This window comes from Ruegeria sp. CH6, from assembly GCF_056537005.1.
The window spans coordinates 251083-277549 of sequence record NZ_JBQFQS010000003.1; the positions used below are offsets into that span (position 1 = coordinate 251083).

General features: G+C 56.8%; 30 protein-coding genes. 19 read left to right on the forward strand and 11 right to left on the reverse strand.

Features of this window, described 5'->3' with window-relative positions; translation table 11 throughout:
- Nucleotides 1-22 precede the first annotated feature (22 nt).
- Both ACR0CW_RS09835 and ACR0CW_RS09840 read left to right on the forward strand, forming a co-directional pair.
- Complete coding sequence (locus tag ACR0CW_RS09835) at nucleotides 23-253, forward strand: hypothetical protein (RefSeq protein ID WP_480787629.1); 231 nt, start codon at nucleotides 23-25, stop codon at nucleotides 251-253.
- A gap of 1 nt (nucleotide 254) precedes the next feature.
- Entirely contained in the window at nucleotides 255-659 is a 405-nt protein-coding gene (locus ACR0CW_RS09840) for a type II toxin-antitoxin system PemK/MazF family toxin (RefSeq protein WP_480787630.1), read from the forward strand.
- Between the two features lie 126 nt (nucleotides 660-785).
- Here the strand turns inward: ACR0CW_RS09840 and ACR0CW_RS09845 are convergent, their stop codons facing one another.
- The 7 genes from ACR0CW_RS09845 to ACR0CW_RS09875 all read right to left on the reverse strand — a co-directional run bounded on the left by ACR0CW_RS09845 (nucleotide 786) and on the right by ACR0CW_RS09875 (nucleotide 6945).
- Nucleotides 786-1070, reverse strand: coding sequence for a hypothetical protein (locus tag ACR0CW_RS09845; RefSeq protein WP_480787631.1), 285 nt, complete (start codon nucleotides 1068-1070; stop codon nucleotides 786-788).
- Nucleotides 1060-2931 carry a DUF927 domain-containing protein gene (locus ACR0CW_RS09850; RefSeq protein ID WP_480787632.1) on the reverse strand — a complete coding sequence of 624 codons (1872 nt, stop codon included), beginning with the start codon at nucleotides 2929-2931 and terminating at the stop codon, nucleotides 1060-1062. The genes ACR0CW_RS09845 and ACR0CW_RS09850 overlap by 11 nt, the downstream gene beginning before the upstream one ends.
- Entirely contained in the window at nucleotides 2924-3835 is a 912-nt protein-coding gene (locus tag ACR0CW_RS09855) for a DUF7146 domain-containing protein (protein ID WP_480787633.1), read from the reverse strand. Before ACR0CW_RS09855 ends, ACR0CW_RS09850 begins: the two co-directional genes overlap by 8 nt.
- The gene (locus tag ACR0CW_RS09860) at nucleotides 3828-4085 is read right to left on the reverse strand and encodes a hypothetical protein (protein ID WP_480787634.1); all 258 of its coding nucleotides are present in this window, start codon (nucleotides 4083-4085) and stop codon (nucleotides 3828-3830) included. The genes ACR0CW_RS09855 and ACR0CW_RS09860 overlap by 8 nt, the downstream gene beginning before the upstream one ends.
- Nucleotides 4082-4294 (reverse strand): helix-turn-helix transcriptional regulator, encoded by a 213-nt coding sequence (locus ACR0CW_RS09865; protein WP_480787635.1) that lies wholly within the window; start codon nucleotides 4292-4294, stop codon nucleotides 4082-4084. The genes ACR0CW_RS09860 and ACR0CW_RS09865 overlap by 4 nt, the downstream gene beginning before the upstream one ends.
- An 89-nt stretch (nucleotides 4295-4383) precedes the next feature.
- Nucleotides 4384-5220 carry a hypothetical protein gene (locus tag ACR0CW_RS09870; protein ID WP_480787636.1) on the reverse strand — a complete coding sequence of 279 codons (837 nt, stop codon included), beginning with the start codon at nucleotides 5218-5220 and terminating at the stop codon, nucleotides 4384-4386.
- Nucleotides 5221-5670: 450 nt separating this feature from the next.
- A complete protein-coding gene (locus tag ACR0CW_RS09875) occupies nucleotides 5671-6945 on the reverse strand; it encodes a tyrosine-type recombinase/integrase (RefSeq protein WP_480787637.1) in 1275 nt (424 codons plus the stop codon).
- A 424-nt stretch (nucleotides 6946-7369) separates the two neighbouring features.
- Here ACR0CW_RS09875 and rplO point away from each other — a divergent pair, with 424 nt between their 5' ends.
- From rplO to rplQ, 7 genes are all read left to right on the forward strand, one after another.
- Nucleotides 7370-7843 carry a 50S ribosomal protein L15 gene (gene rplO, locus ACR0CW_RS09880; protein ID WP_480787638.1) on the forward strand — a complete coding sequence of 158 codons (474 nt, stop codon included), beginning with the start codon at nucleotides 7370-7372 and terminating at the stop codon, nucleotides 7841-7843.
- A 109-nt stretch (nucleotides 7844-7952) separates the two neighbouring features.
- Nucleotides 7953-9317: a preprotein translocase subunit SecY gene (gene secY / locus ACR0CW_RS09885; RefSeq protein WP_155150036.1), complete on the forward strand. Its 1365-nt coding sequence runs from the start codon at nucleotides 7953-7955 to the stop codon at nucleotides 9315-9317.
- On the forward strand, nucleotides 9314-9889 hold the full coding sequence (locus tag ACR0CW_RS09890; RefSeq protein WP_155150038.1) for an adenylate kinase: 576 nt from the start codon (nucleotides 9314-9316) through the stop codon (nucleotides 9887-9889). Before secY ends, ACR0CW_RS09890 begins: the two co-directional genes overlap by 4 nt.
- 201 nt (nucleotides 9890-10090) lie before the next feature.
- Nucleotides 10091-10459, forward strand: coding sequence for a 30S ribosomal protein S13 (gene rpsM / locus ACR0CW_RS09895; protein ID WP_170332212.1), 369 nt, complete (start codon nucleotides 10091-10093; stop codon nucleotides 10457-10459).
- A 15-nt stretch (nucleotides 10460-10474) separates the two neighbouring features.
- Nucleotides 10475-10864 carry a 30S ribosomal protein S11 gene (rpsK, locus tag ACR0CW_RS09900; protein ID WP_008757289.1) on the forward strand — a complete coding sequence of 130 codons (390 nt, stop codon included), beginning with the start codon at nucleotides 10475-10477 and terminating at the stop codon, nucleotides 10862-10864.
- Between the two features lie 114 nt (nucleotides 10865-10978).
- Nucleotides 10979-11995 (forward strand): DNA-directed RNA polymerase subunit alpha, encoded by a 1017-nt coding sequence (locus ACR0CW_RS09905; protein ID WP_058276312.1) that lies wholly within the window; start codon nucleotides 10979-10981, stop codon nucleotides 11993-11995.
- 118 nt (nucleotides 11996-12113) lie between these two features.
- On the forward strand, nucleotides 12114-12536 hold the full coding sequence (rplQ, locus tag ACR0CW_RS09910; RefSeq protein WP_155150040.1) for a 50S ribosomal protein L17: 423 nt from the start codon (nucleotides 12114-12116) through the stop codon (nucleotides 12534-12536).
- A gap of 98 nt (nucleotides 12537-12634) precedes the next feature.
- Here the strand turns inward: rplQ and budA are convergent, their stop codons facing one another.
- Nucleotides 12635-13423 (reverse strand): acetolactate decarboxylase, encoded by a 789-nt coding sequence (budA, locus tag ACR0CW_RS09915; RefSeq protein ID WP_480787639.1) that lies wholly within the window; start codon nucleotides 13421-13423, stop codon nucleotides 12635-12637.
- A gap of 141 nt (nucleotides 13424-13564) precedes the next feature.
- Here budA and ACR0CW_RS09920 point away from each other — a divergent pair, with 141 nt between their 5' ends.
- The 10 genes from ACR0CW_RS09920 (at nucleotide 13565) to ACR0CW_RS09965 (ending at nucleotide 24461) form a co-directional block, all read left to right on the forward strand.
- Complete coding sequence (locus tag ACR0CW_RS09920; RefSeq protein ID WP_480787800.1) at nucleotides 13565-14953, forward strand: trypsin-like peptidase domain-containing protein; 1389 nt, start codon at nucleotides 13565-13567, stop codon at nucleotides 14951-14953.
- A gap of 4 nt (nucleotides 14954-14957) precedes the next feature.
- Entirely contained in the window at nucleotides 14958-16268 is a 1311-nt protein-coding gene (locus ACR0CW_RS09925) for a replication-associated recombination protein A (RefSeq protein ID WP_480787640.1), read from the forward strand.
- 97 nt (nucleotides 16269-16365) lie between these two features.
- Nucleotides 16366-17172: a crotonase/enoyl-CoA hydratase family protein gene (locus ACR0CW_RS09930; RefSeq protein ID WP_480787641.1), complete on the forward strand. Its 807-nt coding sequence runs from the start codon at nucleotides 16366-16368 to the stop codon at nucleotides 17170-17172.
- A 132-nt stretch (nucleotides 17173-17304) separates the two neighbouring features.
- On the forward strand, nucleotides 17305-18348 hold the full coding sequence (locus tag ACR0CW_RS09935; protein ID WP_155150050.1) for an RluA family pseudouridine synthase: 1044 nt from the start codon (nucleotides 17305-17307) through the stop codon (nucleotides 18346-18348).
- The gene (locus ACR0CW_RS09940; RefSeq protein ID WP_480787642.1) at nucleotides 18345-19016 is read left to right on the forward strand and encodes an HAD-IA family hydrolase; all 672 of its coding nucleotides are present in this window, start codon (nucleotides 18345-18347) and stop codon (nucleotides 19014-19016) included. Before ACR0CW_RS09935 ends, ACR0CW_RS09940 begins: the two co-directional genes overlap by 4 nt.
- Before the next feature lie 4 nt (nucleotides 19017-19020).
- Entirely contained in the window at nucleotides 19021-19728 is a 708-nt protein-coding gene (locus ACR0CW_RS09945; protein ID WP_480741265.1) for an ATP12 family chaperone protein, read from the forward strand.
- Nucleotides 19729-19933: 205 nt separating this feature from the next.
- Nucleotides 19934-20950 (forward strand): amino acid ABC transporter substrate-binding protein, encoded by a 1017-nt coding sequence (locus ACR0CW_RS09950; RefSeq protein WP_155150056.1) that lies wholly within the window; start codon nucleotides 19934-19936, stop codon nucleotides 20948-20950.
- 131 nt (nucleotides 20951-21081) lie between these two features.
- Entirely contained in the window at nucleotides 21082-22350 is a 1269-nt protein-coding gene (locus ACR0CW_RS09955) for an amino acid ABC transporter permease (protein WP_480787643.1), read from the forward strand.
- A gap of 1 nt (nucleotide 22351) precedes the next feature.
- The gene (locus ACR0CW_RS09960; protein ID WP_480787644.1) at nucleotides 22352-23659 is read left to right on the forward strand and encodes an amino acid ABC transporter permease; all 1308 of its coding nucleotides are present in this window, start codon (nucleotides 22352-22354) and stop codon (nucleotides 23657-23659) included.
- Between the two features lie 10 nt (nucleotides 23660-23669).
- On the forward strand, nucleotides 23670-24461 hold the full coding sequence (locus ACR0CW_RS09965; protein WP_155150062.1) for an amino acid ABC transporter ATP-binding protein: 792 nt from the start codon (nucleotides 23670-23672) through the stop codon (nucleotides 24459-24461).
- Nucleotides 24462-24513: 52 nt separating this feature from the next.
- On the opposite strand, the gene ACR0CW_RS09970 is transcribed toward ACR0CW_RS09965, so the two are convergent.
- Genes ACR0CW_RS09970 through ACR0CW_RS09980 form a run of 3 tightly spaced genes read right to left on the reverse strand, consistent with a single transcriptional unit; the run spans nucleotide 24514 to nucleotide 26452 of the window.
- Nucleotides 24514-25011 (reverse strand): SixA phosphatase family protein, encoded by a 498-nt coding sequence (locus ACR0CW_RS09970; RefSeq protein ID WP_155150064.1) that lies wholly within the window; start codon nucleotides 25009-25011, stop codon nucleotides 24514-24516.
- Nucleotides 25008-25661, reverse strand: a complete 654-nt coding sequence (locus ACR0CW_RS09975; protein WP_480787645.1) for a ferredoxin — start codon at nucleotides 25659-25661, stop codon at nucleotides 25008-25010. Before ACR0CW_RS09975 ends, ACR0CW_RS09970 begins: the two co-directional genes overlap by 4 nt.
- A complete protein-coding gene (locus tag ACR0CW_RS09980) occupies nucleotides 25658-26452 on the reverse strand; it encodes a sterol desaturase family protein (RefSeq protein WP_480787646.1) in 795 nt (264 codons plus the stop codon). The genes ACR0CW_RS09975 and ACR0CW_RS09980 overlap by 4 nt, the downstream gene beginning before the upstream one ends.
- Nucleotides 26453-26467 lie beyond the last annotated feature (15 nt).

Genomic DNA, 26467 nt, shown 5'->3' on the forward strand with positions numbered 1-26467 from the left:
AAATATGATAATCACTAGGAAAATGAGCAAAGTGGCCCGCGCATTAGTCGATTGGAATGCAGCTGAATTAGCCGAAAGAGCGAATGTCTCTCATGACACAATTCGATCTTTCGAAAGTGGTCGGACAGCGACCTTAAACGCCAAGAACCAAGAGGCAGTATTGTCGGCATTCAAGGCCGCAGGCGTTCAGTTTCTTGAAAGTGGTGACGTGGCAACTGGGCCGGGCGTAGCAGTCAAAGAAGCGGACGCTTAACTTGCCTGTCAAGTATGACGTTAATCAACGCACTGTTTTGCTGTGCGACTACAGCAAGGGCGGTTTCAAGCCGCCTGAAATGGTGAAGCGCCGTCCGGTCATCGCCGTGTCGCCTCGTTTGCGTCATCGCAGTGGACTGATAACAGTGGTTCCGCTTAGCACGACGCCACCGGATCGGATTGCACCGCATCATTGTCAGATCAAACTTCCTTACAGCTTGCCGCATTTCTCGGAAACCAAATGCTGGGTAAAAGCCGACATGCTTGCAACAGTCGGGTTTGAGCGGCTTGACCTGTTCAGGACTGACCGGGACCAAACGGGCAAGCGTAAGTATCTGACACCACGTATTTCTGAGGACGAATTTGCCAAAATACTTGACTGCATCAAAGTGGCGCTGGGCCTGTAGCGTTGCGTTAAGTTGACGTTATAGGTTTTCTGCCTTATATGTCCCTTGTCTGCTCGCGCAATGCGTTGAGCCTCAAAACCACACCAGTGGTAGCCCCGCTAAGACAATAGCAAGTCCTGCGGGGCTTTACTTTTCAACCCCCTTCCGCGCTTCGGCCTCAGCTTCTTCGCGCGTCATACCAGCCTCATATTCATAGATAGCGGCCCGCTCTTGCATCAGGTCGCGGGTCAGCCACTTCGGTATCCAATCGGCCCGATAACATACCAGCTCAGAATGCCGTGCCTCGGCATGTGTTGGACTGGCAATAGTCTGTTCAGTTCCCTTACTGGCGCTGGGCGGCGCTGTAGTGCTCTCTGGTGCAGGCTTGCTGAACAAAGCGCCCAGCGCGTCCCAATCGGGCTTACTGGTCATCTGCACCACCGTTTGCGGTGTCCAACTTATCGCGGGCGATCTGATAAAGCCGATGTTTGCCGCCACCGCTGGAAACATGGAACGGTTTGTTTGGGCTCGGCTTGCCGCGCTCGATTTGGGTGACGATTACGCCATCCGCCATCAGGTCGGTAACAACTGACCGAACATCTAACCCTGCCATGAGGTCTTTGAAGGGTTCACAAAGGAAAAAGAAGGTGCTTTCGACTTCCTCTTGATCTGGATCACCCTGGATCCGCACAAACCCCATGCGGTTGGTAATCACCATGCGATCAGAACTAGACCGCGCCCAGCGCTGAAAGCGGCTTGAGCCATGAAGCTGTAATGCCTCTGCGATGCGGCGCCTGGCCTCAGCGACTTCACTAGACCCAATCCCGCCGCGCTCCGCCAACCAGTCTGCAAAACAGCGCTGGGCGGCGCTCAGAGCGGCCCCAGCAGGCCAGCCCGTAACCCCCAGCGCGGTAGCAATTTCACCCGCCGCCGCCACCAGTGCGAACCTATCTGCTACGCGGTGCACCTGCCCGTCAGCCCCCGGTGGTAAGGCGTGTTCAACAAACTTTCTGCGTAGATCCGCCAACCGCTCCCGGTACCTCGCCAGATTATCCACCAACGCAGCCACAAAGGCACGGCCCGCCGTGCCGTAATACGCATTGGCGGACTTCTTGAGGCGCTGGGCAAAATCAGCCGGTTCAGTCGCGCCGCGGGTGTTTTCGAAAATCCCCATACCAGCGCCAGCATCCGCCCGCAGGTCGATAACACGCACTTCCATACCCGCAGCAATCCGGCTCCCGCCCTCTTTGATCTTGTCTTCAAGGGCGATTTCCCCATTGCTGAGAAACAAAACGCGCCATTCAAGCACCTTTCGGGCTTGCCCTTCGCGCCCTGCGCGGGCTTTGCCTTTGCCATTTGCCAGCATATAAGCCGCCGCGCCTGCAGCCTTGGCCTCAACCTGTGAAAGTTCGTCCAAACAAAGCAGGCTATCGCAAGATATCGCCGCCACACTTTCAAGCGCGTTATCGGTTGCCCGCCATTGACGCACAAACCCGCGTGTTCCGCCGCCGCCCCAGACAGACCCGGCCACGGTCAGGGCGGTTGATTTTCCCGAAGATGAAGCGCCGCGAAAGTGAAAGCCGCCGCCTTCATCGCCTGCCAACGCCAGCAGCGGCGCAGCAAATGCCGCCGCAATCGAAAGCACCAGCCGCGAATTTCCCAGCGCTAGCGCGGCGACTTCGGTTTGCCAATCACCCAGCGCGCCCGCCACATTAAACGCATGGTCAGGCTTTTCGACGGTTTGCAATAGCACTTGCTCCCCGCCTTCAATTTTGCCGATTGGGCCATCTGGCATAACATAGGTTTCACCATGCCAGCCGACACGCCCAACGCAGCGCGCCCGCGTTTCCGGTTCAGCCGTTATCAGGTATTCCAGAAGCCATGCCCTGGCATCCCTACGCGATTCAAGTTCGAACCCCAGCCGCAGCAATTCCGCCCGCAGCGGATCGCCAGATCCAGCCAGTAACGCAGCGGGCATCGCCCAAATATGCTCCATTGTGTCGCGGTCGATAATGCGCAGAAGCCGCCCCCAATCTTCGCCATCATCGTTCCGGGTTAGGGCCAATACGTGCAATTCGGAACCAAACCGGACCCAGCTTTTAAGCACTGTCCCGTCATCGCCTTCCCGTTCGACTTGACGGTAAACCCCTGTTTCATCGACTTTGAACGGAAACGGACGCCGCTTGGCCTTCCCGCGCTGGGTGTTTCCGCTCAACCCAGCGCCGTTTTTTTGTTTGGCCTTTGCAGCCTCTACCGCCCCGCTTACTGCGGTGTTGATTTCCTTATTACCCATGCGCCGAACCCCGCAAAACGTCGTTGAAATCCGCACCTTTGGCTTGAGGCGCAATCACAGAAACCGCGCGGCCTTCCGCCTCGAACCGTGCCGCCGCTTCCTCAGCAGCGGCAAGTCCCGCCGCGTCATGGTCCGCCGTAATAACAATCACTTCCGCCACGGGCGACGGGGGCAGGATCAGACCTTTTAGCCCGGACGCGCTGAGAGTCGCCCAGACGGTCAACCGGGATGCAACACCAATGCTCAACGCCGTTTCAAGCCCTTCGGCAAGGGCAATTACCGGACGATCCGGCCCAAAGCGCACGGCACCGCCGCCACACGGTCCCAGCATCATCTTTGCGGCTCCATCCAGATCCGCTTTGCCGGACCCGTCCGGGCGCAAATAAGTACGATGCAACCCCAGCGGTTCGCCCTTCGGCCCCCGCAGGCGTGCCACCATCGCGGGGTGATAATCGCCCTTGCCGGAGTGTTTTAGGTTTGGGTGGAAGCGCAGCGTTTTGCGCACCTTCTGACCTTGAATGGAAATGCCCCGCGTGGCCAAGTAGGTCTCCGCAAGCGTTCCAGTTATCGGCACCGCCTGGCTAAAAATATCATCGCAAAAGCGTAGTGTTTTCAGGCGCTGGCTACGGCGTTTTTTGCGCTCACTTTCGATTTCAGCGGGGGACCGCTGCAAGCTGTGCCCATGACCTTGAACAATACCGCGCGCCCGCAATTCCGTGAAAATGTCAGGCGCTGGGCAGCCTGCCTTGTGGCAGGTCAAAAGAGTCCGGCCAGCCGAATCTTTCACAGAAAGCCCGCGCTGATCTCGCCGCCCTTCCGGCTGGCATATAGGGCACGGCGAAAGGCCATAGTTGCTGCGCCACTCTCCGCCCAGTGCTTTAACGATGTCTTGTGCCTCACTCATCTTGCGCACATCCGAGGATCGGCAAGGTGACTTGTTCATAGCGGCAGATAAGACCCTCAATCTGCTCGACTGAGCGCACAAAAGCACCCCAGCGGCTCAGGGCATCAATGGCAAAGCCCAGTTTATCCAGCGTGGCGCGGTCATGCCGTGACAGATCAAGACGGGCATGGTGGCCTTGATCAGCCTGCGAAAACAAAAGTTGCCCATTTGGCGCAGACAAGACGCTTGCAGGTTTGCGATTGACCGTCATTGACTTACCTCTTGCGACGTAGAAGCCACGCGGCGCACCTCGATCCATTGGCGCACATCCTGGACACGATAGCGCACAGCGCGGCCTAGCCGGACCATAACGGGGCCGTCACCCTTCACCGCCGCCACTTCTAGAAAGCGCCGGGACAAGCCAAAGCGGGCTTCTACCTCTGCACGGGTAAGCAGCTTATCAGCATCATTTTCTTGCATAGTCTTGCACTCCGTTTCATTTGAACGTGAATGCAATCTGCGCTTACCCTGCGCTGGGCGTCATTTGGAACGGTTTGGAAAGTAGTGGATTAGCTCGGAAGCTTCCCGCTTTCCTCTATTGCGTTCAAAATCTTACCAGCCGGACGGCTAATATTTTCTACGGCGTTGTGATATTCCATGCCGACGACAGTGCCCTTCCTGTAAGAAACGCCCCGTGCGCTGTGCCCGTATTTGTCAACTATCCTTTGCGCGGCAACATTGATAGAAACGGCTTCATCCAAAACCATCCGCACAGCTTCTTGAACAAATGGAGCCTTTTGACGCGGGCTTTGCCACTCAAGGCACCTTGAAGCTATTTCCTGCCAATGCGGATCTGTGCGTTCTACCAATTTCAATTTATTAGCGTCACATCCGCGCGCATTTTCCATGAAATCACACCGCACATAGATTGCGGGATAAAACCCCGAGGGACGCCCGACGCCCACACCGATCCGCCTGAATAATTGTGGATCAAGCCTAAAACATCGGTCTACGTTCTCACCACGGGCAAACGCCAGTATCTTACCTTCAGCCACCAGTGCCCTACCAAGATGCTCTATACCTTCGGATGCAAATAAACCGGGTTTGAAACTCCCCGCGCTTCCATAGGCTTCATCGCTATAAGGGAAAGCCGCGCGAAACTCAGGTGAAGAGAAACCGGAAGCGCCCAGAACAACGGAACGCAGAAATTCAAACCAACCGAACTTATAGTCTTTGCTGTTTAAATACGCCAGTGCATCCCGAGCCAGAAGCGCCTCATCATACGGGCTTGGTTCGGTCTCAAATGATTTTCGGGCGGGTATTTCTATCTGTTGCCTAAATTGCGATTCCGTTTCTAGCAAGCGGGCCGCGCGGCGCTGCTCAAATCCTCTGTGCACGTCTTTCATTTTCGCCCTCGCATGGCGTTCGCACAGAGTTAACAGGCGGCAAGCTGGGTGCGAAATCCAGCCTTTCAGCCGCTAAACCTAGCCGCCCACTCAAAACATAAGCCCAGCGCTAACCGAAAATCAACGGAACACAATATATTGTGTTTCGAGTTCTGCAAAATACCCCTGATTTTGGTGATTTTAGGCGGGTTTTTGTGGGGCTTCGATTGCAAGGTCAAACCGCACCGGATTGCACGGGGCGTCATAGAATAGCGTAGAGGGTCAGAAGGAAGTAACAAAAAGAAAAACCTGTAACCAAGCTGTGGTAAAATTGTAACCTAAATTTCGCATTTTTATCAGAAGCTTACGCCGAAAAGTAACAAAGTAACAAAGTTACAGGAATTTTCGATATATACAGAACTAGCAAATGGCAAAAACTGCCCCTTTCTGACACAAGATATAGTAACCAGATTAAGACGATTTATGGCGTATCGGCACCACGTCAGCACCGCTTTCCTGCCCCCGCATCGCATTGGAAATCCGCCCCGCAATCAAGTCTGCTGCGGCCCTTTGCGGATCGTCGGACAAATGCGCATAACGTTGCGTAGTGCGAGTTTCCCGGTGGCCCAGAAGCGCCCCGATCATAGGCAGAGACAGACCGCCCGCTACCGCGATGGAGGCGAAGGCATGACGCAAATCATGCGGGCGCACATCCTCAAGCCCTGCCGCTTGCCGGATAACGCCCCACGGCCCTTTGATGTTCACAAGTGGAACCTCTGGGTCAGTTCCGCCCGCGCCACGGATCACGTAACCCCTGCCATCTACTGGACACTCAGCCGCCGCCAGTACCTCAAGCGCAGGCGCGGCCAGTTGAATTACTTTCTTTCCTGTTTTGGAATCGGGCAAGTTTGCGCGCCCGTTTTCAACGTCGATATGTTCCCAGCGAAGCCCAAGGATTTCACCGACACGCGCGCCCGTGAAAATCAAGAGGCGAAGCGCACGTATTGCTTGCGGGTTCACTGGTACCAGCTTTTCTTTACCGTTCCCGTCTGGAATGCGTAGCGGCTCTTGTTCGGCTTGCGCCAGAACTTCGCCCAACCTCTGAAATTCAGCAACACTCAAGAAACGTTCCCGCGACTTTTCCTTGAAGCGCTCAACCTTTTTACATGGATTGGACCCGTCCGGGCGCATTCCCCAGACTTCGGCAAGCGCGAAGGCTTTGGATAATGCGGCCAATACCCGATTAGCCATGTAGGGGGTATCCGAATGGGCCGTATGTACCCGGGCAACGTCATTAATCGCCACATCCGCAACCTTTAAGTGTCCCAAGCTGGGGCGCGCAATATTGTCAATGACCATACGCGCGTTGCGTTCCGAAGATGGCTTGTTTTTCTTTTGAACATGCTCGGCCAAATATCGATCAAGAAGTTCCGAAACAGTTGGGGCGGCGCGTAAATCCAGTTTTGCCGCTGCCGGATCTCCCCCTGCGGCTACATCAGCAGCCCAACGCTGCGCCGTTTCACGGGCTTGATCTGGCGTCAATGTTCCATGTGCGCCGATCACCGCCCAGCGCACCCGGCCAGAACGCCCGCCACCAACGCGGTACTTAAGGACGTAGGTTTTCCGACCGGAAGGGGCAACGCGAACGCCAAAGCCGGAAATATCGCAATCCCAAGCCACAAAGCGCTTTTCTCCTGGCTTGAGCGCATCAACCGCCCGCTTAGTTAGTTTTACCTTATCCGTCATCATATTCCCCTGTCTTGGCTACCACCGGGCTACCACGGGAATTGAAGCGCCATGCAAGCCCATGCAATTTAAATAAACAAAATAGGCATTAAAAACAAGGGATTATGCGGCTCTGTGCAATTTCATGCAACTCAGGGAAAACATGGAAACTTGTGACTTCTAATCAGCAGGTTGAGGGTTCGAGTCCTTCCGGGATCGCCATTCGTACCAAGCGTTGTTGTGGACACTGATCCGGCAACCGGAACAAGTGCCGGGCACTCAAAGGCACGTGACCCTAGGTGCAAGGTTTGCAACCCTCTTGAATCACAGATGTCATCCGTCTATACGCGCTCGGTGGCCGTATGGGCTGCGAGAATCAAAACCAAGAAATGCCGTGTTTGGCCCATCACGCTTCGGGGGCCACATCCGGCTTAGGAGAAGCGATATGAAACTGCACGAATTGAGCGACAATCCTGGCGCCGCACCGAAACGCACCCGCGTTGGTCGTGGTCCCGGTTCCGGCAAAGGTAAAATGGGTGGCCGTGGTATCAAAGGCCAGAAATCCCGTTCGGGTGTGGCCATCAATGGCTACGAAGGCGGCCAGATGCCGCTGTACCAGCGCCTGCCCAAGCGTGGCTTCAACAAGCCGAACCGCAAGGAATTCGCTGTTATCAACCTGGGCCTGATCCAGAAATTCGTCGACGCCGGCAAGCTGGACTCCAAAGCTGCGATCACCGAGGACGCACTGGTTGCATCCGGTCTGGTCCGTCGCAAGCTGGACGGTGTTCGCGTTCTGGCCAAAGGCGAAATCAGCGCCAAAGTGAACCTGGAAGTCACCGGTGCTTCGAAAGCTGCCGTAGAGGCAGTTGAAAAAGCGGGCGGTTCACTGAAAGTCACAAAAGCTGCTGCGGCAGAGTAAGCGCTTGTGAGCGGGCGAAGACCCGCTTACATAGACTTCAGAGTTTTCCAAGACGCCGTCCGAGCCGGAAAACGGTTCCGGGCGGCGTTTTCACAAGAGAGACCGATTTATGGTATCAGCAGCAGAACAAATGGCGGCCAACACAAGCTGGGCTGCCCTTGGCAAAGCCACCGATCTGCGCAACCGCATCCTGTTCACGCTTGCATTGCTGATCGTCTATCGTCTGGGCACCTTCATTCCGGTGCCGGGGATTGACGGACAAGCGCTGCGCGAGTTCATGGAGCAGGCGGGGCAAGGCATCGGCGGCATGGTTTCGATGTTCACCGGCGGGGCGCTGGGGCGGATGGGCATCTTTGCCCTCGGCATCATGCCTTATATTTCGGCTTCGATCATCGTGCAGCTGCTGACTGCGATGGTTCCTGCGCTTGAGCAACTCAAGAAAGAGGGCGAGCAAGGGCGCAAGAAGATCAACCAGTATACGCGCTTTGGCACCGTGGCTCTGGCCACTGTTCAGGCCTATGGCCTGGCCGTTTCGCTGGAATCGGGTGACCTTGCGACTGATCCCGGTCTCTATTTCCGTATGTCGACCATGATCACGCTGGTTGGCGGCACCATGTTCCTGATGTGGCTGGGTGAACAGATCACCGCGCGTGGCATCGGTAACGGCATCTCGCTGATTATCTTCGTCGGCATCATCGCCGAGGTTCCTGCAGCACTGGCACAGTTCTTTGCTTCTGGCCGTTCGGGCGCGATCAGCCCAGCTGTCATCGTAGGCGTCATCGTCATGGTGATTGCAGTCATCACCTTCGTGGTGTTCATGGAGCGGGCACTGCGCAAGATCCATATTCAGTATCCGCGCCGTAACGTCGGCATGAAGGTTTATGAGGGTGGTTCCAGCCACCTGCCGGTCAAGGTGAACCCCGCAGGTGTTATCCCTGCCATCTTCGCCAGCTCACTGCTGCTGTTGCCGGTGACGATCTCGACCTTCTCGTCGGGCGCAACGAATGGACCGGTCATGTCCTGGTTGCTGGCCAACTTTGGCCCCGGGCAGCCACTTTATCTGCTATTCTTCGCTGCAATGATCGTGTTCTTTGCCTACTTCTACACGTTCAACGTGTCGTTTAAGCCGGACGATGTTGCAGACAACCTGAAAAAGCAGAACGGTTTTGTGCCTGGCATTCGTCCCGGCAAGAAAACTTCGGAGTACCTGGAATACGTGGTCAATCGTGTGCTGGTGCTGGGCTCGGCCTATCTGGCGCTGGTCTGTCTGTTGCCGGAAATTCTGCGGAACCAGTTTGCCATCCCGTTCTATTTCGGCGGCACGTCGGTTCTGATCATCGTCTCTGTGACCATGGACACGATCCAACAGGTCCAGAGCCATTTGCTGGCGCATCAATACGAAGGGCTTATCGAAAAGTCCCAGCTGCGCGGTAAAAGCAAGAAACGCGGCAGGAAGGGACCCGCTCGTCGATGAACATCATATTGTTGGGCCCCCCGGGGGCAGGTAAAGGGACGCAAGCGCAACACCTGGTCAAGACACGCGGCATGGTCCAGCTGAGCACCGGCGACATGTTGCGCGAAGCCAAGACCTCTGGCACCGATATGGGCAAGAAGGTTGCGGCTATCATGGACGCGGGCAAGCTGGTCACCGATGAGATCGTGATCGGCCTGATCGAAGAAAAGCTGATGACCGAAAAAGGCGCTGGTTTTATCTTTGACGGCTTCCCACGCACGCTGGCGCAAGCCGATGCGCTGGCGGCTCTGCTTGCCAAGCTGGGGCAGTCGCTGCACACCGTGATCGAAATGCGTGTTGATGACGAGACACTGGTCAAGCGCATCGTCAACCGAGCCGAAGAGGCACGCGCTGCCGGTGAACCCGTTCGGGCAGACGACAATGAAGAGAGCGTTCGTATCCGCCTGATGGAGTACTACAAGAAAACCGCTCCGTTGATCGGCTACTACTACGCCAAGGGCGATTTGCGCCCGGTCAATGGTCTGGCCAGCATTGACGAAGTGACCGCTTCGATCGAGGCTGTTCTCGGCTAAATCTGAAATGGGCTTGACGGCACCGCCAAAAGCCCATATCGACCCCCATCCCTTTTGGGAATCAACTGCGCATTCGGGATTCGTCCTGTTTGTCGTAACTACCTCGTACAAATGCTGGATCCTCTGGCGTCACTGCCAAGATCAAGTGTTGTGAAAAAAGGTTCCGGAGCTACGGAACCGCAACAAAAAGGAAAGTGACACGTGGCACGTATTGCCGGCGTAAACATCCCGACTGCAAAGCGGGTACCTATCGCCCTCACATATATCACCGGTATCGGCAACACCTCGGCCAAAGCGATCTGCGAAGCCGTGGGCATTGAAGCGACCCGTCGCGTCAACGAACTGTCCGACGCCGAAGTTCTGAAAATCCGCGAATACATCGACGAAAACTTCACCGTTGAAGGTGATCTGCGTCGTGAAGTTCAGATGAACGTCAAGCGCTTGATGGATCTGGGCTGCTATCGCGGTCTGCGTCACCGCCGCAACCTGCCGGTTCGCGGTCAGCGTACCCACACCAACGCTCGTACCCGCAAAGGCCCCGCAAAGGCCATCGCTGGTAAGAAGAAATAAGGGAGGGTCTGACTGATGGCACGTGATAAGACTCGCGTTAAGCGCAAAGAGCGTAAGAACATCGCATCGGGCGTTGCCCATGTGAACTCGACCTTCAACAACACCAAGATCCTGATCTCGGACGTACAGGGCAACGCCATCTCGTGGTCGTCTGCCGGTACCATGGGCTTCAAAGGATCGCGTAAATCGACCCCCTACGCCGCTCAGATGGCTGCAGAAGATGCAGGCAAAAAGGCGCAGGAACATGGCGTCAAGACGCTGGAAGTCGAAGTTCAGGGCCCCGGTTCGGGTCGTGAATCGGCTCTGCGCGCGCTGGCTGCAGTGGGCTTCAACATCACGTCGATCCGCGACGTGACTCCGATTGCTCACAACGGCTGCCGCCCGCCGAAGCGCCGCCGCGTCTAAGCGATTTTGAATTGAGCTGGGGCTGTGTTTTTGCACGGCCCCAGCACGTCATTTTAAACCTCGGGCGTCTGCACCTTGTTGGTCATGGGGCGCGGACAGGAATGGAGGGATTACATGATCCATAAGAATTGGGCAGAATTGATCAAGCCGACCCAGTTGGAAGGCAAGCCGGGCAACGATCCCGCGCGTCAGGCGACTCTGGTTGCCGAGCCGCTGGAGCGTGGCTTTGGTCTGACTCTGGGCAACGCGCTGCGCCGCGTTTTGATGAGCTCGCTGCAAGGCGCGGCCATCACCAGCGTTCAGATCGACAACGTCCTGCACGAGTTCTCCTCGGTCGCGGGCGTTCGTGAAGACGTTACCGACATCATCCTGAACCTCAAGCAGGTTGCCCTGCGCATGGAAGTCGAAGGCCCCAAGCGCCTGTCGATCAATGCCAAAGGCCCCGCAGTGGTTACCGCTGGCGACATCAGCGAAAGCGCTGGCATCGAGGTTCTGAACCGCGATCACGTCATCTGCCACCTGGATGATGGTGCCGATCTGTTCATGGAACTGACCGTCAACACCGGCAAGGGCTATGTCTCGGCTGAGAAGAACAAGCCAGAAGATGCACCTATCGGCCTGATCCCGATCGATGCGATCTATTCGCCGGTCAAAAAGGTTGCCTATGACGTTCAGCCGACTCGTGAAGGTCAGGTTCTGGACTATGACAAGCTGACCCTGAAGATCGAAACCGATGGTTCGATCACGCCGGAAGACGCGCTGGCCTTTGCCGCGCGTATCCTGCAGGACCAGCTGTCGATCTTCGTCAACTTCGACGAGCCGGAATCGGCTGGCCGCCAGGACGAAGACGATGGTCTGGAGTTCAACCCACTGCTGCTGAAGAAAGTAGACGAGCTGGAACTGTCGGTCCGTTCGGCAAACTGCCTGAAGAACGACAACATCGTTTACATCGGCGACCTGATCCAGAAAACCGAAGCCGAGATGCTGCGCACCCCGAACTTCGGCCGCAAGTCGCTGAACGAGATCAAGGAAGTGCTGTCAGGCATGGGTCTGCACCTCGGCATGGATGTCGAGGACTGGCCGCCCGACAACATCGAAGATCTGGCCAAGAAATTCGAAGACGCGTTCTAAACGCGTCTTCCCCAATGCCCGGGCTGCCGGGGACCATATGGGCACTTCCGCCCCAAGGAGAGCCGGTGACACGCATCGCCGGCCAGACAAAGCAAAACGCGAAAGAAGGAACTAGAAAATGCGTCACGCACGTGGTTACCGCCGCCTGAATCGTACTCATGAGCACCGCAAGGCGCTGTTTGCGAACATGGCTGGCTCGCTCATCGAGCATGAGCAAATCAAAACAACTCTGCCGAAGGCAAAAGAACTGCGCCCGATCATCGAAAAGCTGGTCACCCTGGGCAAGCGCGGCGACCTGCACGCCCGTCGTCAGGCCGCAGCACAGCTGAAAGAAGACAAAGACGTTGCAAAGCTGTTCGAAGTTCTTGGCCCGCGCTACGCTGAGCGTCAGGGCGGTTATGTCCGCATCCTGAAAGCAGGCTTCCGCTATGGCGACATGGCTCCGATGGCGATCATCGAATTCGTTGATCGTGACGTTGACGCCAAAGGCGCGGCTGACAAAGCCCGCGTTGCCGCCGCAGAGGCAGCAGACGAAGAATAAGATCGATCCAGATCTGATTTTTAACCCCCGTGCCCAAGGCGCGGGGGTTTTTTGTTGCTCTGGGACAGTGGCCAACGGCGCTTCGTAGGCTTGCGGACTTAGTCGCCTTCCGCTTTCAGTATACCGTTGGCCGAAGCTCCGGCTGACAGGTTGGCGTCTGAAAAATCTCGGGTTTCCGGAAGTTCCAGATGCAGCGACGATGTGTGGTCGATCTCGATCTGGCCGCTGGTCAGAGTGTAGTCCAGGACATGACCGCCGGTTGAGCGGTCGCTGGAGATGAAATGCAGATGATAGCCGGGCACGCCTATGCCTACGGCGTAGTCAGGGCATCTGAAGCCCAGAATCGTACCTTCGGTTTCACTCAATTCAAATTCGGCCTGGGTTTTCACGACTTCCAGCAGTGGTTTGTAGGGGCGTTCTTGCCGCAACACGTTTCGATACTTGATGTGTTTGATCCGCCCGGTAAAGCGCACCGCATAGAACAGGTTTCTGGCCTCGGCGATGGAATCCAGCCCGTTTTCGAAGGCCTGTTTTTCGACAGGCGCTTCCAGTGCGAGTGACACTGTAGGTTCGAAGTTTATGACCGCCGCATATGGGGTCAGCTCGTTGCCTTGCGCAATTGTTGCCTTGCCGTCTCCATCCAGACGATAAGCGATGCCGCCAAGAACGATCATCTCTCCATCCAGCGCGTTGAAGGTGCCCAGACCGAAATCGCCATGTTTCAGAAGTTCATCAATGGACACAGTGCCATCATAGACACCCTGCATCACGGCACTGAGCAACGAGGTTTGATAGTATTCATGCGCGTGCTCATCCGGGGTGAATTGCCGCTTTTGATGATGGCTTGCGACGGCTGATACGAATGTCAGTTCACGATCCTGATGCATGTAATTCTCTTTCAAAAAACAACTTCCCTTTCACTATACCTCAATCCGGGGAATTTGCTTGCCAATAAGTGTTTAGTCCAAGCCGCTTGCATTCCCGCCGTCAGCCCCGCATATCCGATGAGCAAAGGTGCCGGAGGACTGATGATGCGGAAAATCGCGTGTTCGCTTGTTTTGCTGTTGGGGGCGTTTTCCGCCGCCGCCGAAACCCGGGTCCCTCAAAGCCAGTCCGAGATCAGTCTGGGGTTTGCGCCCGTCGTCAAGCAGGCCTCACCGGCGGTGGTGAACATCTATGCCAAGATCGTCAGGCAGGGTCGGGCGAACCCGTTCTTCTCGGACCCGTTTTTTCAGGACTTCTTTGGTGGTGGTTTCGGTGCACCACAACCCCGCGTGCAGAACTCGTTGGGGTCGGGGGTCATTCTGACCCACGATGGATATGTGGTCTCAAACTATCACGTCGTGGGAACAGCGACCGAAATCCGGGTGGTGACAACGGATCGCCGTGAATTCTCGGCCGAAGTCGTCTTAGGAGATCAGGAGAGCGATATCGCGATCCTGCGGCTGAATGCAGCAGAAGGCCTGCCTTCACTGAACATGCGCGACTCTGATCATGTTGAGGTGGGCGAACTGGCGCTGGCCATTGGTAACCCGTTCGGGGTGGGGCAGACAGTGTCGTCAGGGATCATCTCTGGGCTGGCGCGTACTGGTACGGCGACCGGGAATGCGCGTGGGTACTTCATTCAGACCGATGCACCGATCAATCCGGGTAACTCTGGTGGTGCGCTGATCGACGTGAACGGAGACTTGATTGGCATTAACACGTCGATCCTGTCTCGATCCGGTGGTTCTAATGGCATCGGGTTTGCGATACCGGCCAATTTGGTGGCGGAATTCCTGCGCCAGGCGCAAGCGGGCAATGACAGCTTTGTCACCCCGTGGGCGGGCATGGCCGGGCAACATATGAGTGCTGATATTGCGGAGTCGCTGGGTCTGGCTTTGCCCTTGGGGGTAGTGGTTTCGGACTTGCACGATCTCAGTCCACTTTCCGAGGCCGGGCTGAAGGTCGGGGATATCATTACCCATGTGGATGGGGATGAGGTGAACTCTCCGGCCGAGATGAAATTCCGCATGTCCATTGCCGGTGTTGGGGGTACATCCCGCCTGACGCTGCTGCGTGGTGAGGAACAGCCAGAGATCGACGTGGCACTCATCGAAGCTCCGGAAACGCCACCCGCCGAAGAAACGACGCTGGATGAGGACACGGTCATGCCCGGCCTCACGGTGGCGCGGGTCAACCCGGCGCTGATCGCGCGGATGGGTTTGTTGCTGTCTCAGACCGGCGTGGTTGTTGTTGATCCCGGTCCTTATGGGGGACGTTCTGGTCTGAGGACCGGGGATGTGCTGAAGGCCATCAATGGTGAAGAGATGGAACGTTCCGGAGATGTGGTTTCCGTGCTGACCGAGCCGGGGCGCCGGTTGCAGATGGACGTATTGCGTGGCGGTCAGGTCGTGTCCCTGCGGTTCCGGCTGTGATCCTATGAGCGATCTGTTCGACACCGGTACGGCTGAGCCTGCGGCTGAACCCCATCGGCCATTGGCCGACAGGTTGCGGCCGCAAACCTTGGCAGAGGTGATCGGGCAGGAACAGGTTCTTGGGCCGGACGCGCCATTGGGTGTGATGCTTGCATCGGGCAGCCTTTCCAGTTTGATTTTCTGGGGCCCACCAGGGGTAGGTAAAACGACCATCGCACGTCTGCTGGCCAGCGAGACCGATCTGCATTTCGTGCAGATCAGCGCGATTTTCACGGGTGTCCCTGACCTCAAGAAGGTATTCGAGGCAGCAAAATTGCGCCGGGAGAACGGCAAGGGAACCCTGCTGTTCGTTGATGAGATTCATCGGTTCAACAAGGCGCAGCAGGATGGATTCCTGCCACATATGGAAGACGGCACCATTCTTCTGGTCGGGGCGACGACCGAGAACCCCTCGTTCGAGCTGAACGCAGCGGTTCTGAGCCGTTCACAGGTTTTGGTGCTCGAACGGTTGAGTTTGAGCGATCTTGAGCGACTGACTCAAAGGGCTGAAAAGGAACTTGGTAGAGCCCTGCCGCTGACGCCCGCCGCGCGTGACGCGCTGCACGAGATGGCGGACGGCGATGGTCGCGCGCTGCTCAACCTGATCGAGCAGGTATCTGCCTGGAAAGTCGAGACGCCACTGGACCCGGATGCTTTGTCCACCCGTCTGATGAAGCGCGCGGCAAAGTACGACAAATCAGGTGACGAGCATTACAACCTGATCTCGGCCCTGCATAAATCGGTGCGCGGATCAGATCCCGATGCGGCCCTTTACTGGTTTGCCCGGATGTTGACCGGAGGCGAGGATCCCCGGTTTCTGGCGCGCCGCATTACCCGCATGGCGGTCGAGGATATCGGGCTGGCCGACCCTCAGGCGCAGGCAGTTTGTCTGCAATCCTGGGAGACCTATGAGCGGCTGGGTTCCCCCGAAGGTGAGCTTGCCTTGGCGCAGGCCGTTGTCTATCTCGCGCTCGCGCCGAAATCGAACGGTGCTTATGTTGGCTACAAAGCTGCCATGAGGCTGGCCAAGCAATCCGGCAGTGAACCACCGCCCAAGCATATCCTGAATGCGCCAACCTCATTGATGAAAGATCAGGGGTACGGCGCGGGCTACGCTTACGACCACGATGCCGAGGATGGGTTTTCAGGGCAGAACTATTTTCCGGAAACGATGAAACGCCCGGTTCTTTATCAGCCTGTCGAACGCGGGTTCGAGCGTGAGCTGAAAAAGCGGTTGGACTACTTCGCCAAACTGCGCACTCAGCGAAACAGCTAATTACGCAGGGTCAGTTCGGCGCGTGCCGTGGCGTTACATGCGACAGGCACGGCATAACGGTTTCCCTTGGGGCAGCAGTTTCAAGGGAGGGAAGCCTGTGACCGTCTCAATCGAAAAAACCGAAGACGTATGGACCATCGTGCATGATAGGCCAGCAGCACGGAATTCAGTGGATGCAGACCACGCCAAGGCCCTGATGGAGGCATTTCTGGAATTCGATGAAAGCCCGGCCAAAGCCGCAGTTTTCTGGGGCAAAGGCGGCAACTTCTGCGCGGGGTGGGATCTGAAGATGGCCGCGACGCTGTCCGATCCTGACCTGCTTAAGCGCTACATGGACAAGCACGCCTTTCCGTTGGGTTCGGCACCCTCAACACTGGGTCCTATGGGGCCGTCTCGTCTGGAGTTGTCCAAGCCGGTTATCGGCGCGATTGAAGGGGCAGCTGTCGCGGGAGGGATGGAATTGGCCCTGTGGTGCGATATCCGGGTGATGGCTGAAACAGCCTATATGGGCGTGTATTGCCGTCGCTGGGGTATAACCTTGATGGATGGCGGAACGGTGCGGTTGCCGAGGCTCGTGGGGCAGGGCAAGGCGCTGGAGATCGCATTGACGGGGCGAAAGGTCGAGGCCGAGGAATGCTATCGCATCGGTCTGGCGGAAAAGATCGCGCCGGATGGCAAAGCACGTGCGGTCGCCGAAGCGATGGCCCATGAAATTGCCCGCTTCCCTCAGGAGGCCGTGTTGGCGGACCGCCGTTCAATCATCGAGACCCGTGGCATGCCCGTTCGTGAAGCCCTGAAGGTAGAATGGGCCAATGGGACCGAAGCGATCCGAAGGGAAGGCACTGCCGGTGCCGGACGTTTCCGGGATGGTGCGGGACGTCACGGAGATTTCTTAAAAATCTGATCTGGTGCTGCTTGCATACTCCGTCCTGCCTTGACTCTTTTGGTATAGCGCGCGACAGACGCGCATGTTTTCTAAGGCACTGACGAACACGCAATCCGGGCGGGATCGCCGCACGGGGCAAGGGGCATTGGCATGAGTGGCGTACAAATGATCACGGTAGCCGAAGGTGATGGCGACCAGCGTCTGGACCGTTGGTTGCGGCGCCTGTTCCCGCATGTCAGCCAGGGGCGTATCGAAAAGATGTGCCGCAAGGGTGAATTGCGTGTTGAAGGCGGGCGGGTGAAGGCCTCGACCCGTTTGGAAGTCGGACAAACCGTTCGTGTGCCACCGCTGCCGGATGCCGATCATAAACCGGCCGAGGTCAAGCATCGTGTCTCAGACAGCGACGCCGAGATGATCCAGTCCTGTGTGATTTATCGTGACGATCATGTTTTGGCCCTCAACAAGCCCAGCGGATTGCCGGTTCAGGGCGGCAGCGGCCAGAGCCGCCATGTCGACAGCCTGTCCGAAGCATTGCGCTTTGGCTTTGATGAAAACCCGAGGCTTGTGCACCGGTTGGACAAGGATACTTCGGGCGTCCTGCTGCTGGCACGCACACGAGAGGCTGCCAAAGGGCTGACGGCGGCCTTCCGTCATCGCAATACGCGCAAAATCTATTGGGCGCTGGTTGCCGGCGTGCCTACGCCATATCTGGGCGAGATCAAGACCGGGCTGGTTAAGGCCCCGGGGCACGGCAAACACGGCGAGGGCGAGAAGATGATTGCCGTACATCTGAACGAGGTGGACAGCACGCCGGGCGCCAAGCGCGCGCATACGCTTTATGCCACGCTGTATCGGGTTGCCGGGCGCGCTTCGTGGGTGGCGATGGAGCCGATCACGGGCCGTACACATCAGCTGCGCGCGCACATGGCCGCGATTGGTCATCCGATTATCGGAGACGGCAAATACGGCGGTTCGGGTCAGGAAAACCTCGGCGATGGCTGGGGTGCGCAACTGGGTGGGATCATCAGTAAGAAACTGCACCTGCACGCACGGCAGATTTCCTTTGAACACCCGGTTACCCGCAAGCAGGTGACGATCAAGGCACCTCTGCCGGATCACATGAAAGACAGTTGGGATACGTTCGGCTGGACCGAAGATCTGGCAGCCGATGATCCGTTCGAGGAACTGCAATGAGCGCACCATTGCGTCTGGTTCTGTTCGACGTAGATGGAACGCTGGTCGACAGCCAGGGCAGCATCGTTCTGGCCATGACTTCAAGTTTCGAGGCCCTTTCGCTGCCCGTACCCGACAGAAGTGCGATCCTTTCGATTGTTGGATTGTCGCTGCCGGTCGCAATTGCCCGGCTGGCCCCGACCAAGGCACCGGCGGTGCAGGATCGCCTGGTCGAAGGCTATAAGCAGGCCTATCACGCGCATCGTCTGGATCAGGGTGCTGCAAGCTCACCGTTGTTTCCGGGTGCCAGAGACATCATCGAAACTCTGCACGCGGTACCGGAAGTGTTGCTGGGTGTTGCAACAGGCAAATCACAGCGTGGTCTTGATGCCTTGCTGGAGGCGCACGGGCTGGAAAGCTACTTCGTCACTCGTCAGGTGGCGGATCACCATCCGTCGAAACCGCATCCTTCAATGATTGAAACTGCACTGTCAGATACAGGTGTTTCTGCTGCAGATGCGGTCATGATCGGCGATACAAGTTTTGACATGGAAATGGCGCGGGCAGCCAGTGTCGCGGGCGTTGGAGTGTCCTGGGGATATCACGATCTATCTGCGCTGCGTGACGCATCCTGTGTGATCGATGCCTTTGATCAGCTACCAGCGGCCTTGGCCGGGATATGGGACTAAGAACATGAGCGAATGGAAACCAAAACGCTTCTGGACATCAAGCGCTGTGGTCGAGGCTGACGGGGGCTATTCTGTCGAGTTGGATGGTCGCAGTGTGAAAACTCCGGCAAAAGCGGCTTTGATCCTGCCTACAGCTGCGATGGCACAAGCGGTCGCTGATGAATGGGACGCGCAGGAAAAAGAGGTCGATCCGACCACGATGCCATTCACCCGGTCCGCCAATGCCGCAATCGATAAAGTGCGCCATCAAAAGGCTGAAGTTGCCGACATGCTCGCCGACTATGGCGACACGGATTTGCTGTGCTATCGCGCCACGCATCCCGAAGCGTTGGAACAGCGACAAGCCGAGGCATGGGATCCTGCGCTGGACTGGGCGGCGGACGTTTTGAACGCCCGTCTGGTTCCGGTATCGGGTGTTTTGCATCAGCCTCAATCGTCGACCGCATTGGACACACTTCGGCAGCAGGTCCATCAGCTGGATGAGTACCGACTCGCCGCCTTTCACGACCTTGTCAGCCTGTCCGGTTCCCTGATTCTTGGTTTCGCCGCAGCGCAGAATTGGCGCAATCCGGACGAGATATGGCGCATTTCTAGGCTGGACGAAATTTGGCAGACCGAGCAATGGGGCGAGGATGAAGAGGCTCAGGAGGTCGAGAAGACCAAACGAGAGGCCTTTTTGCACGCCAAACGGTTCTACGATCTATCGGTTTGAGCCTTATTTTCTTGATTTTCAGTAATCTGGCGCATTCAAGAGCGGTCAACTCATCGAATTCCCTGATCGAACCCTTGACGTTTGTTTATGAATGCGACCAAACTCATGCCCACTAAAGGGGAGACACCTTTGGGGTAACCTTACCGGCATCTATTGTCGGACAAAACCGTTCCCTCTGGGGATGGGAAATCAGGAAGAGGTAAAAATGAAAAAATCCGTAATCTTGGGCGCGGCTACGATTGCCGGTCTGGCCGCTGGCGCAGCTGCGGCGGGAACCGTAGACGACGTCAAGGCGCGCGGTAAGCTGAACTGCGGTGTTACCACCGGTCTGGTCGGCTTTGCTGCGCCCGACGCAAATGGCGAATGGCAAGGTTTTGACGTGGCTGTTTGCCGCGCCGTAGCTGCAGCTGTTCTGGGCGACGCAAACGCTGTTGAATTCGTTCCGACCACCGGTAAGACACGCTTTACCGCGCTGGCATCGGGCGAAGTTGACATGCTGGCCCGTAACACCACCTGGACCTTCAGCCGCGACGTGGACCTGAAGTTTGAATTCACTGGCGTCAACTACTACGACGGTCAGGGCTTCATGGTTCCCAAGTCGCTGGGCGTGTCCTCGGCGAAAGAGCTGGACGGTGCGACCGTCTGCATCCAGACCGGTACCACAACCGAGCTGAACCTGGCGGACTTTTTCCGCTCGAACAACATCAGCTACGAGCCGGTTCCGATCGAAACCAACGCCGAAGCACAGCAGCAGTATCTGGCTGGCGCATGTGACGTTTACACCACCGACGCATCGGGCCTGGCTGCTACTCGCGCCACGTTCGAAAACCCCGGTGACCACGTCCTGCTGCCCGAAATCATCTCGAAAGAGCCTCTGGGCCCGCTGGTCCGTCACGGCGATCACGAGTGGGGCGACGTTGTCCGCTGGACTCTGAACGCGCTGGTCTCGGCTGAAGAGCTGGGCATCACCTCGGCCAACATCGACGAGATGGCAGCTGGCACCGACAACCCCGAAGTGAACCGTCTGCTGGGCAGCGAAGGCACTCTGGGTGAGATGCTGGGTCTGGACGCCGAATGGGCCAAGCGCGCTGTTAAAGCGGGTGGCAACTACGGTGAAGTGTTTGCCAAGAACATCGGTGAAGAAACTCCGATCGGTCTGGCACGTGGCCTGAACGCACAATGGACCGAAGGTGGTCTGCTGTACTCGCCGCCGTTCCGCTAAGAAAACCGCGAAAAGGGCGCAGGGCAACCTGCGCCCTTTTTGCATCATAGAAAAACATGCCCGGATAGATTGAGCAGAGAGAAACTCTGCCGACAAAAATAACCGGGATGTCACGGGGATATACATAGGTCATGACGACTCTCACTGACCCGCCGAAGGAGCAGTTCCGGCTGTCCATGCTCCTTTATGATACGCGGTATCGATCTGCGACCATTCAGGTCATCGCATTGATCGGTTTCATGCTACTGGCAGCCTGGATTGTATCCAACACTATCAACAACCTGGCAGCACTGGGAAAACCGGTTGAATTCGGTTTCTTTGGTGAACCCGCCAGCTATGACATCAACCAGAGACTGCTGGAGTATTCCTCACGCGACACGCACCTGAGGGCAGCTTTCGTCGGCTTGCTCAACACGTTGGTTGTTGCGGTTCTGGGGTGTGTCACGGCCACTATCTTGGGCGTGGTAATTGGTGTTCTGCGTCTGTCGCACAACTGGATCATCGCGCGGTTGATGACCGTTTATGTCGAGATGTTCCGCAACGTGCCTGTCCTTCTTTGGATCGTTTTCATCATGGCGGTCCTGATCGAATCTCTACCCGCACCGCGCGCATTCCGAGGAGAGAACCCGGAAGCAAGTATGATGCTTGCCGATAGTGTTGCGGTGACGAACCGCGGTGTCTATGTGCCCGAGGTTCTGTTCTCGAACAGTTTGGGCGATATTCACCTGTTTGGTGCCTCCAGCCTGCGTTTCGATGTCAGCCTGGACCTGGTTGCCTTTCTGATCGTACTCGGGGGCGCTATCTGGACCTCGCGGTGGATCAAACGTCGCGCAGACGGGATTCAGGAACAGACCGGTGACCGGCCTGTCACATGGTGGCAGCGCCTTGCTGTCTTCGTCGTGCCTATTGGTCTTCTGATGTATGCTCTGGGCTTTCACCTTGGTTACCCCGAACTGAAAGGGTTCAACTTCAAGGGCGGGACCCATATGCGGAACTCGTTGATCGCGCTGTGGCTTGCCCTTTCGTTATATACCGCGGCATTCATCGCAGAAATCGTGCGTGCCGGTATCATGGCGATTTCAAAAGGTCAGTCTGAGGCTGCTGCCGCTCTGGGTCTGCGTCAGAACAAGATCATGAATCTGGTGATCCTGCCACAAGCGCTGCGCGTCATCATTCCGCCGCTGATCTCGAACTATCTGAACCTGACCAAGAACTCGTCGCTGGCGATCGCCGTGGGCTACATGGATATCACCGGTACTCTGGGTGGCATCACGATGAACCAGACCGGCCGCGAGCTGGAATGCGTTCTGTTGCTGATGCTTGTGTATCTGTCCATCTCGCTGACGATCTCGGCGGTCATGAACTGGTACAATGAATCCGTGAAGCTGAAGGAGCGTTAAGATGTCTGACATTGGATATGTCCGTACCGAAATGCTCCCTGAGAAGGAGCCACCAGCCTCTGAGGTTGGTATCATTGGCTGGATGCGCCACAACCTGTTCTCGGGTTGGTTCAACTCAGTAATGACGCTGCTGTCGATCTACTTTGTCTACAAGATTTTGGCAGCTGTGGTCCCGTGGATAATTTCTCCCACATGGGATGCCGGGTCGTTGTCGGAGTGTCGTGAAATCCTGCATGCGCTGGGACGTGAAGGCCACTATGCCGGCGCGTGCTGGGGTGTGATCCACGAGCGCTGGATTCAGCTGATCTTCGGGTTCTACCCACCGGAACTGTACTGGCGCCCGATTGCAGCCTTTGTCCTGCTGGGTGTTGCACTGGCACCTGTGCTGTTCGCTGACAAGGTACCGTCGAAGCTCTTGATTTTCTCAGGCCTGTACCCGTTCATCTTCCCCTGGCTTCTTTGGGGTGGAACGATCTGGGGACCGATCTCGGCATTGCTTGGCTTTGTTGTGGGCTGGGCAGTTTACACACTCATCAGCAAAACGATGAGCGGGTTGCTTGGCATCATCCTCGGTGTTCTTGCTTCGCTGGTCTGGTGGTTGGTTATCTCGAGCTACTTTGTCGGTGCAATGGATTCTGTTGCGGCGATTGGCATCGAGGTTGTCGAAAGCCGCAAGTTTGGTGGCTTCATGCTGTCGATTACCATTGGCGTCGTGGCCATCGCCTGCTCACTGCCTCTGGGCATTGTGCTGGCTTTAGGTCGTCAATCGGATCTGATGATCGTCAAATACCTTAGTGTAGGCTTCATCGAGTTCATCCGGGGCGTTCCGCTGATCACGTTGCTGTTCGTGGCGTCGACCCTGCTGAACCTGTTTCTGCCGCCGGGCACGAACTTTGACATCATCCTGCGGGTTCTGATCATGGTGACCCTGTTCTCGGCAGCCTACATGGCTGAAGTGATCCGGGGTGGTCTTGCCGCGTTGCCACGTGGCCAGTACGAGGGCGCGGATTCGCTTGGCCTCAATTACTGGCAGGCACAGCGACTGATCATCATGCCTCAGGCGCTTAAAATCTCGATCCCGGGCATCGTCTCGACCTTTATCGGTGTTTTCAAAGATACCGTTCTGGTCTCGATCATCGGGCTTCTGGATCCTTTGGGCCTTGCCACCGCAATCCGCGCGGACGCGAATTGGAACGGTATTGTATGGGAGATCTACGGCTTTATTGGCCTGCTGTTCTTCATCTTCTGTTTCTCCATGTCCCGCTATTCCATGTATCTGGAGCGCAAGCTCCACACTGGCCATCGCTGAGGAGGGCCCAATGTCTCAACTTGCCGTAGAACGCGAAATTGACCGCTCAAAGATGCAGGTGAGCGACGAGGTCGCCATCGAAATCAACAACATGAACAAGTGGTACGGATCCTTCCATGTGCTGCGCGACATCAATCTGACCGTCAATCAGGGCGAGCGGATCGTGATCGCGGGGCCGTCGGGGTCGGGTAAGTCCACCCTGATCCGTTGCCTGAACGCGCTGGAAGAACACCAGCAGGGCAAGATCGTGGTGGATGGGACCGAGTTGTCGAATGACCTCAAGAACATCGACAAGATCCGGTCCGAGGTTGGCATGGTGTTCCAGCACTTCAACTTGTTCCCACACCTGACCATTCTGGAGAACTGCACGCTGGCTCCGATCTGGGTTCGCAAGACACCCCGGAAAGAGGCCGAGGAAACGGCGATGCATTTCCTTGAAAAGGTGAAGATTCCCGAGCAGGCCAATAAGTATCCTGGCCAGTTGTCGGGTGGTCAGCAGCAGCGTGTGGCGATTGCACGAAGCCTGTGCATGCGCCCGCGGATCATGTTGTTCGATGAACCGACATCGGCGCTGGATCCGGAGATGATCAAAGAGGTGCTCGACACCATGATCGAACTGGCCGAAGAGGGCATGACCATGCTCTGCGTAACGCACGAGATGGGTTTTGCTCGTCAGGTGGCGAACCGCGTGATCTTTATGGATGCGGGTCAGATCGTGGAACAGAACGAACCGGAAGAGTTTTTCAACAATCCGCAGAGCGAACGGACCAAGCTGTTCCTCAGCCAGATCCTGGGGCACTAAGACAAACCCGGATCAGTAAGCTTATGAAAAGGCGGGGCATTCCCCGCCTTTTCTATTCCAGCAATTCGCGTGGAATTATGAAATCCTGCACTTTTCCACTGTGCCAGTGCAGGTCTTCCCAACCCAAAAAATCAAAACGGATCACGGTGGTTGCGCAGGTGGGGTAGTCAAAGAACCTTGGATGGTCCAGCGCTTTTTTAACGACGCGCTCAGCGAATTCGGCGATCCCGGGATTGTGCCCAAGCATCAAAACTGTGGCCCCTTGCGCTGTTGCAAGAATGTTCAGCATTTGCGCCGGGTCTGCGTGATACAGGTCCTGCGTAAATCTGATGTTCGACGCTTCCAGCCCCATGCCATCCCAGGTTTCGCGGGTACGGGTTGAGCTGGAGCTGAGGACTTCATCCGGTAAATAACTATGTCGCTTTAGCCAGTCACCAATCGCTGTAGCGGACTTTCGGCCACGTTTGTTCAGGGGTCGGTCGTGGTCGGTCAGGCCGGGGTGATTCCAGCTTGATTTGGCGTGGCGTGTCAGGATCAGGGTATGTGTCATGAAGGATGAAAGGCTTTCATGTGATGTGCTGTTTGATCGGGCTGCCGACCTGCACCTTCGCTGACGGGACAGGCCAATCGCGCCATGCAGCCACTTGTCATGCAGGTTTGTCCGGCTTGAGTGTCAAGGTAGCCATGGCAGGCTTCGACGTCATAAAAGCTATCAGCATTCAGCGCGCTGACGGGGCAGGCCGTCGTGCAGGGGGCTGGACAATCAGTACAGGGTGAGCTGCCGGTCACGGCCGGGATGTCAAACTCCATCGGGAAGTGCAGCGCCCCACGGTATGAGATCAGCATACCGACCGTGTCATGTACCAGTGCGCCAACCGGGCTTTGGTACGTGCGTCCGGATTTCAACGCCCAGTCGATGAACGGGGTATAGGGCGGTCCGCCAAAGGGGAAGTAGGGTTTGGCGCCCATGTCGGATGCCAGTTTGCCAATCACACGCGACGACCAGCGATCCACTGGATCTGAACGGCCATCAGTCCATTCAGGCGAGGCGATGAAAAGCGGCCAGAATTCGGCCGCTGTACCCAACAGGATCAATGTGCCCGCATCCAGCTGTTTTGCACCGCTTTCTCGGGGATGTTGGGTGCCCATCACGATGAGGCCGACCTCCTGCGCCGCTCTCTCAACCTCCTGATAGGTCATCTGCGCTGAAACGGAAGAGACAGGCTCCATCCCAGTCGGGTCGGTCGATCGTCCTGCCATTCCAGCCCCACATTCATCTGTTCATGCCCGCCCCCGGGCTGCGCCACATAGGTTCCCATCAGCCGGTCCCAGACTGACAGCGCAAAGCCATAATTGCTGTCATGCTCTGACCTCAGAACCGAATGGTGCACCCGATGCATATCGGGTGTCACAAGAACCCTACGCAACACGGCGTCCACAGCAAGAGGGAGTTTCAGGTTGGAATGATTGAAAAGGGCAGTCCCGTTCAGCAGAATTTCAAACAGGACCACGGCCAGCGCACTTGGCCCGAGAACATAGATCAGGCCGATTTTCAGGATCATGGACAGCGCGATTTCAATTGGGTGAAACCGGATGGCCGTGGTGACATCCATATCTCTATCCGCATGGTGTACACGGTGCAGCCGCCAGAGGATCGGAACCTTATGCGTAATCAGATGCTGCAGCCAGATCGCGAAGTCGAGGATCAGGACACAGAGAATGACCTCAAACCAACCGGGCCAGTTGAGATTGTTGAACAGACCCATCCCATTCTGGCTGGCATCAATTGCGGCCCCAACAGCCAGAAGCGGGAAGCCAATCGCCAGCGCCCGGAGCATCACCGTGTTCAAAACAGTGATGGATAGGTTGGTCACCCAGCGCCGCGATCTGTGGCAGTTGCGTGGCCGACGTGGTGCAAGCGCTTCGGCACCTGCAAAGATCGCAAACAGTACCACAAACACACCCAGCCGAATGATGGTTTCATTGTCCATACATTCACATTCAGG

Coding starts and splice junctions, on each gene's coding strand:
- rpsK (WP_008757289.1), top strand. CDS start 10,475: ATGGCACGTGATAAGACTCGCGTTAAGCGCAAAGAGCGTAAGAACATC.
- ACR0CW_RS09865 (WP_480787635.1), bottom strand. CDS start 4,294: ATGCAAGAAAATGATGCTGATAAGCTGCTTACCCGTGCAGAGGTAGAA.
- ACR0CW_RS09960 (WP_480787644.1), top strand. CDS start 22,352: ATGTCTGACATTGGATATGTCCGTACCGAAATGCTCCCTGAGAAGGAG.
- ACR0CW_RS09905 (WP_058276312.1), top strand. CDS start 10,979: ATGATCCATAAGAATTGGGCAGAATTGATCAAGCCGACCCAGTTGGAA.
- ACR0CW_RS09925 (WP_480787640.1), top strand. CDS start 14,958: ATGAGCGATCTGTTCGACACCGGTACGGCTGAGCCTGCGGCTGAACCC.
- ACR0CW_RS09970 (WP_155150064.1), bottom strand. CDS start 25,011: ATGACACATACCCTGATCCTGACACGCCACGCCAAATCAAGCTGGAAT.
- ACR0CW_RS09950 (WP_155150056.1), top strand. CDS start 19,934: ATGAAAAAATCCGTAATCTTGGGCGCGGCTACGATTGCCGGTCTGGCC.
- ACR0CW_RS09850 (WP_480787632.1), bottom strand. CDS start 2,931: ATGGGTAATAAGGAAATCAACACCGCAGTAAGCGGGGCGGTAGAGGCT.
- ACR0CW_RS09875 (WP_480787637.1), bottom strand. CDS start 6,945: ATGACGGATAAGGTAAAACTAACTAAGCGGGCGGTTGATGCGCTCAAG.
- ACR0CW_RS09890 (WP_155150038.1), top strand. CDS start 9,314: ATGAACATCATATTGTTGGGCCCCCCGGGGGCAGGTAAAGGGACGCAA.
- ACR0CW_RS09975 (WP_480787645.1), bottom strand. CDS start 25,661: ATGACCTATCAGGAGGTTGAGAGAGCGGCGCAGGAGGTCGGCCTCATC.
- rplO (WP_480787638.1), top strand. CDS start 7,370: ATGAAACTGCACGAATTGAGCGACAATCCTGGCGCCGCACCGAAACGC.
- ACR0CW_RS09955 (WP_480787643.1), top strand. CDS start 21,082: ATGACGACTCTCACTGACCCGCCGAAGGAGCAGTTCCGGCTGTCCATG.
- ACR0CW_RS09940 (WP_480787642.1), top strand. CDS start 18,345: ATGAGCGCACCATTGCGTCTGGTTCTGTTCGACGTAGATGGAACGCTG.
- ACR0CW_RS09855 (WP_480787633.1), bottom strand. CDS start 3,835: ATGAGTGAGGCACAAGACATCGTTAAAGCACTGGGCGGAGAGTGGCGC.
- ACR0CW_RS09945 (WP_480741265.1), top strand. CDS start 19,021: ATGAGCGAATGGAAACCAAAACGCTTCTGGACATCAAGCGCTGTGGTC.
- ACR0CW_RS09920 (WP_480787800.1), top strand. CDS start 13,565: ATGATGCGGAAAATCGCGTGTTCGCTTGTTTTGCTGTTGGGGGCGTTT.
- ACR0CW_RS09845 (WP_480787631.1), bottom strand. CDS start 1,070: ATGACCAGTAAGCCCGATTGGGACGCGCTGGGCGCTTTGTTCAGCAAG.
- secY (WP_155150036.1), top strand. CDS start 7,953: ATGGTATCAGCAGCAGAACAAATGGCGGCCAACACAAGCTGGGCTGCC.
- ACR0CW_RS09935 (WP_155150050.1), top strand. CDS start 17,305: ATGAGTGGCGTACAAATGATCACGGTAGCCGAAGGTGATGGCGACCAG.
- ACR0CW_RS09835 (WP_480787629.1), top strand. CDS start 23: ATGAGCAAAGTGGCCCGCGCATTAGTCGATTGGAATGCAGCTGAATTA.
- rplQ (WP_155150040.1), top strand. CDS start 12,114: ATGCGTCACGCACGTGGTTACCGCCGCCTGAATCGTACTCATGAGCAC.
- ACR0CW_RS09870 (WP_480787636.1), bottom strand. CDS start 5,220: ATGAAAGACGTGCACAGAGGATTTGAGCAGCGCCGCGCGGCCCGCTTG.
- ACR0CW_RS09860 (WP_480787634.1), bottom strand. CDS start 4,085: ATGACGGTCAATCGCAAACCTGCAAGCGTCTTGTCTGCGCCAAATGGG.
- ACR0CW_RS09965 (WP_155150062.1), top strand. CDS start 23,670: ATGTCTCAACTTGCCGTAGAACGCGAAATTGACCGCTCAAAGATGCAG.
- ACR0CW_RS09980 (WP_480787646.1), bottom strand. CDS start 26,452: ATGGACAATGAAACCATCATTCGGCTGGGTGTGTTTGTGGTACTGTTT.
- budA (WP_480787639.1), bottom strand. CDS start 13,423: ATGCATCAGGATCGTGAACTGACATTCGTATCAGCCGTCGCAAGCCAT.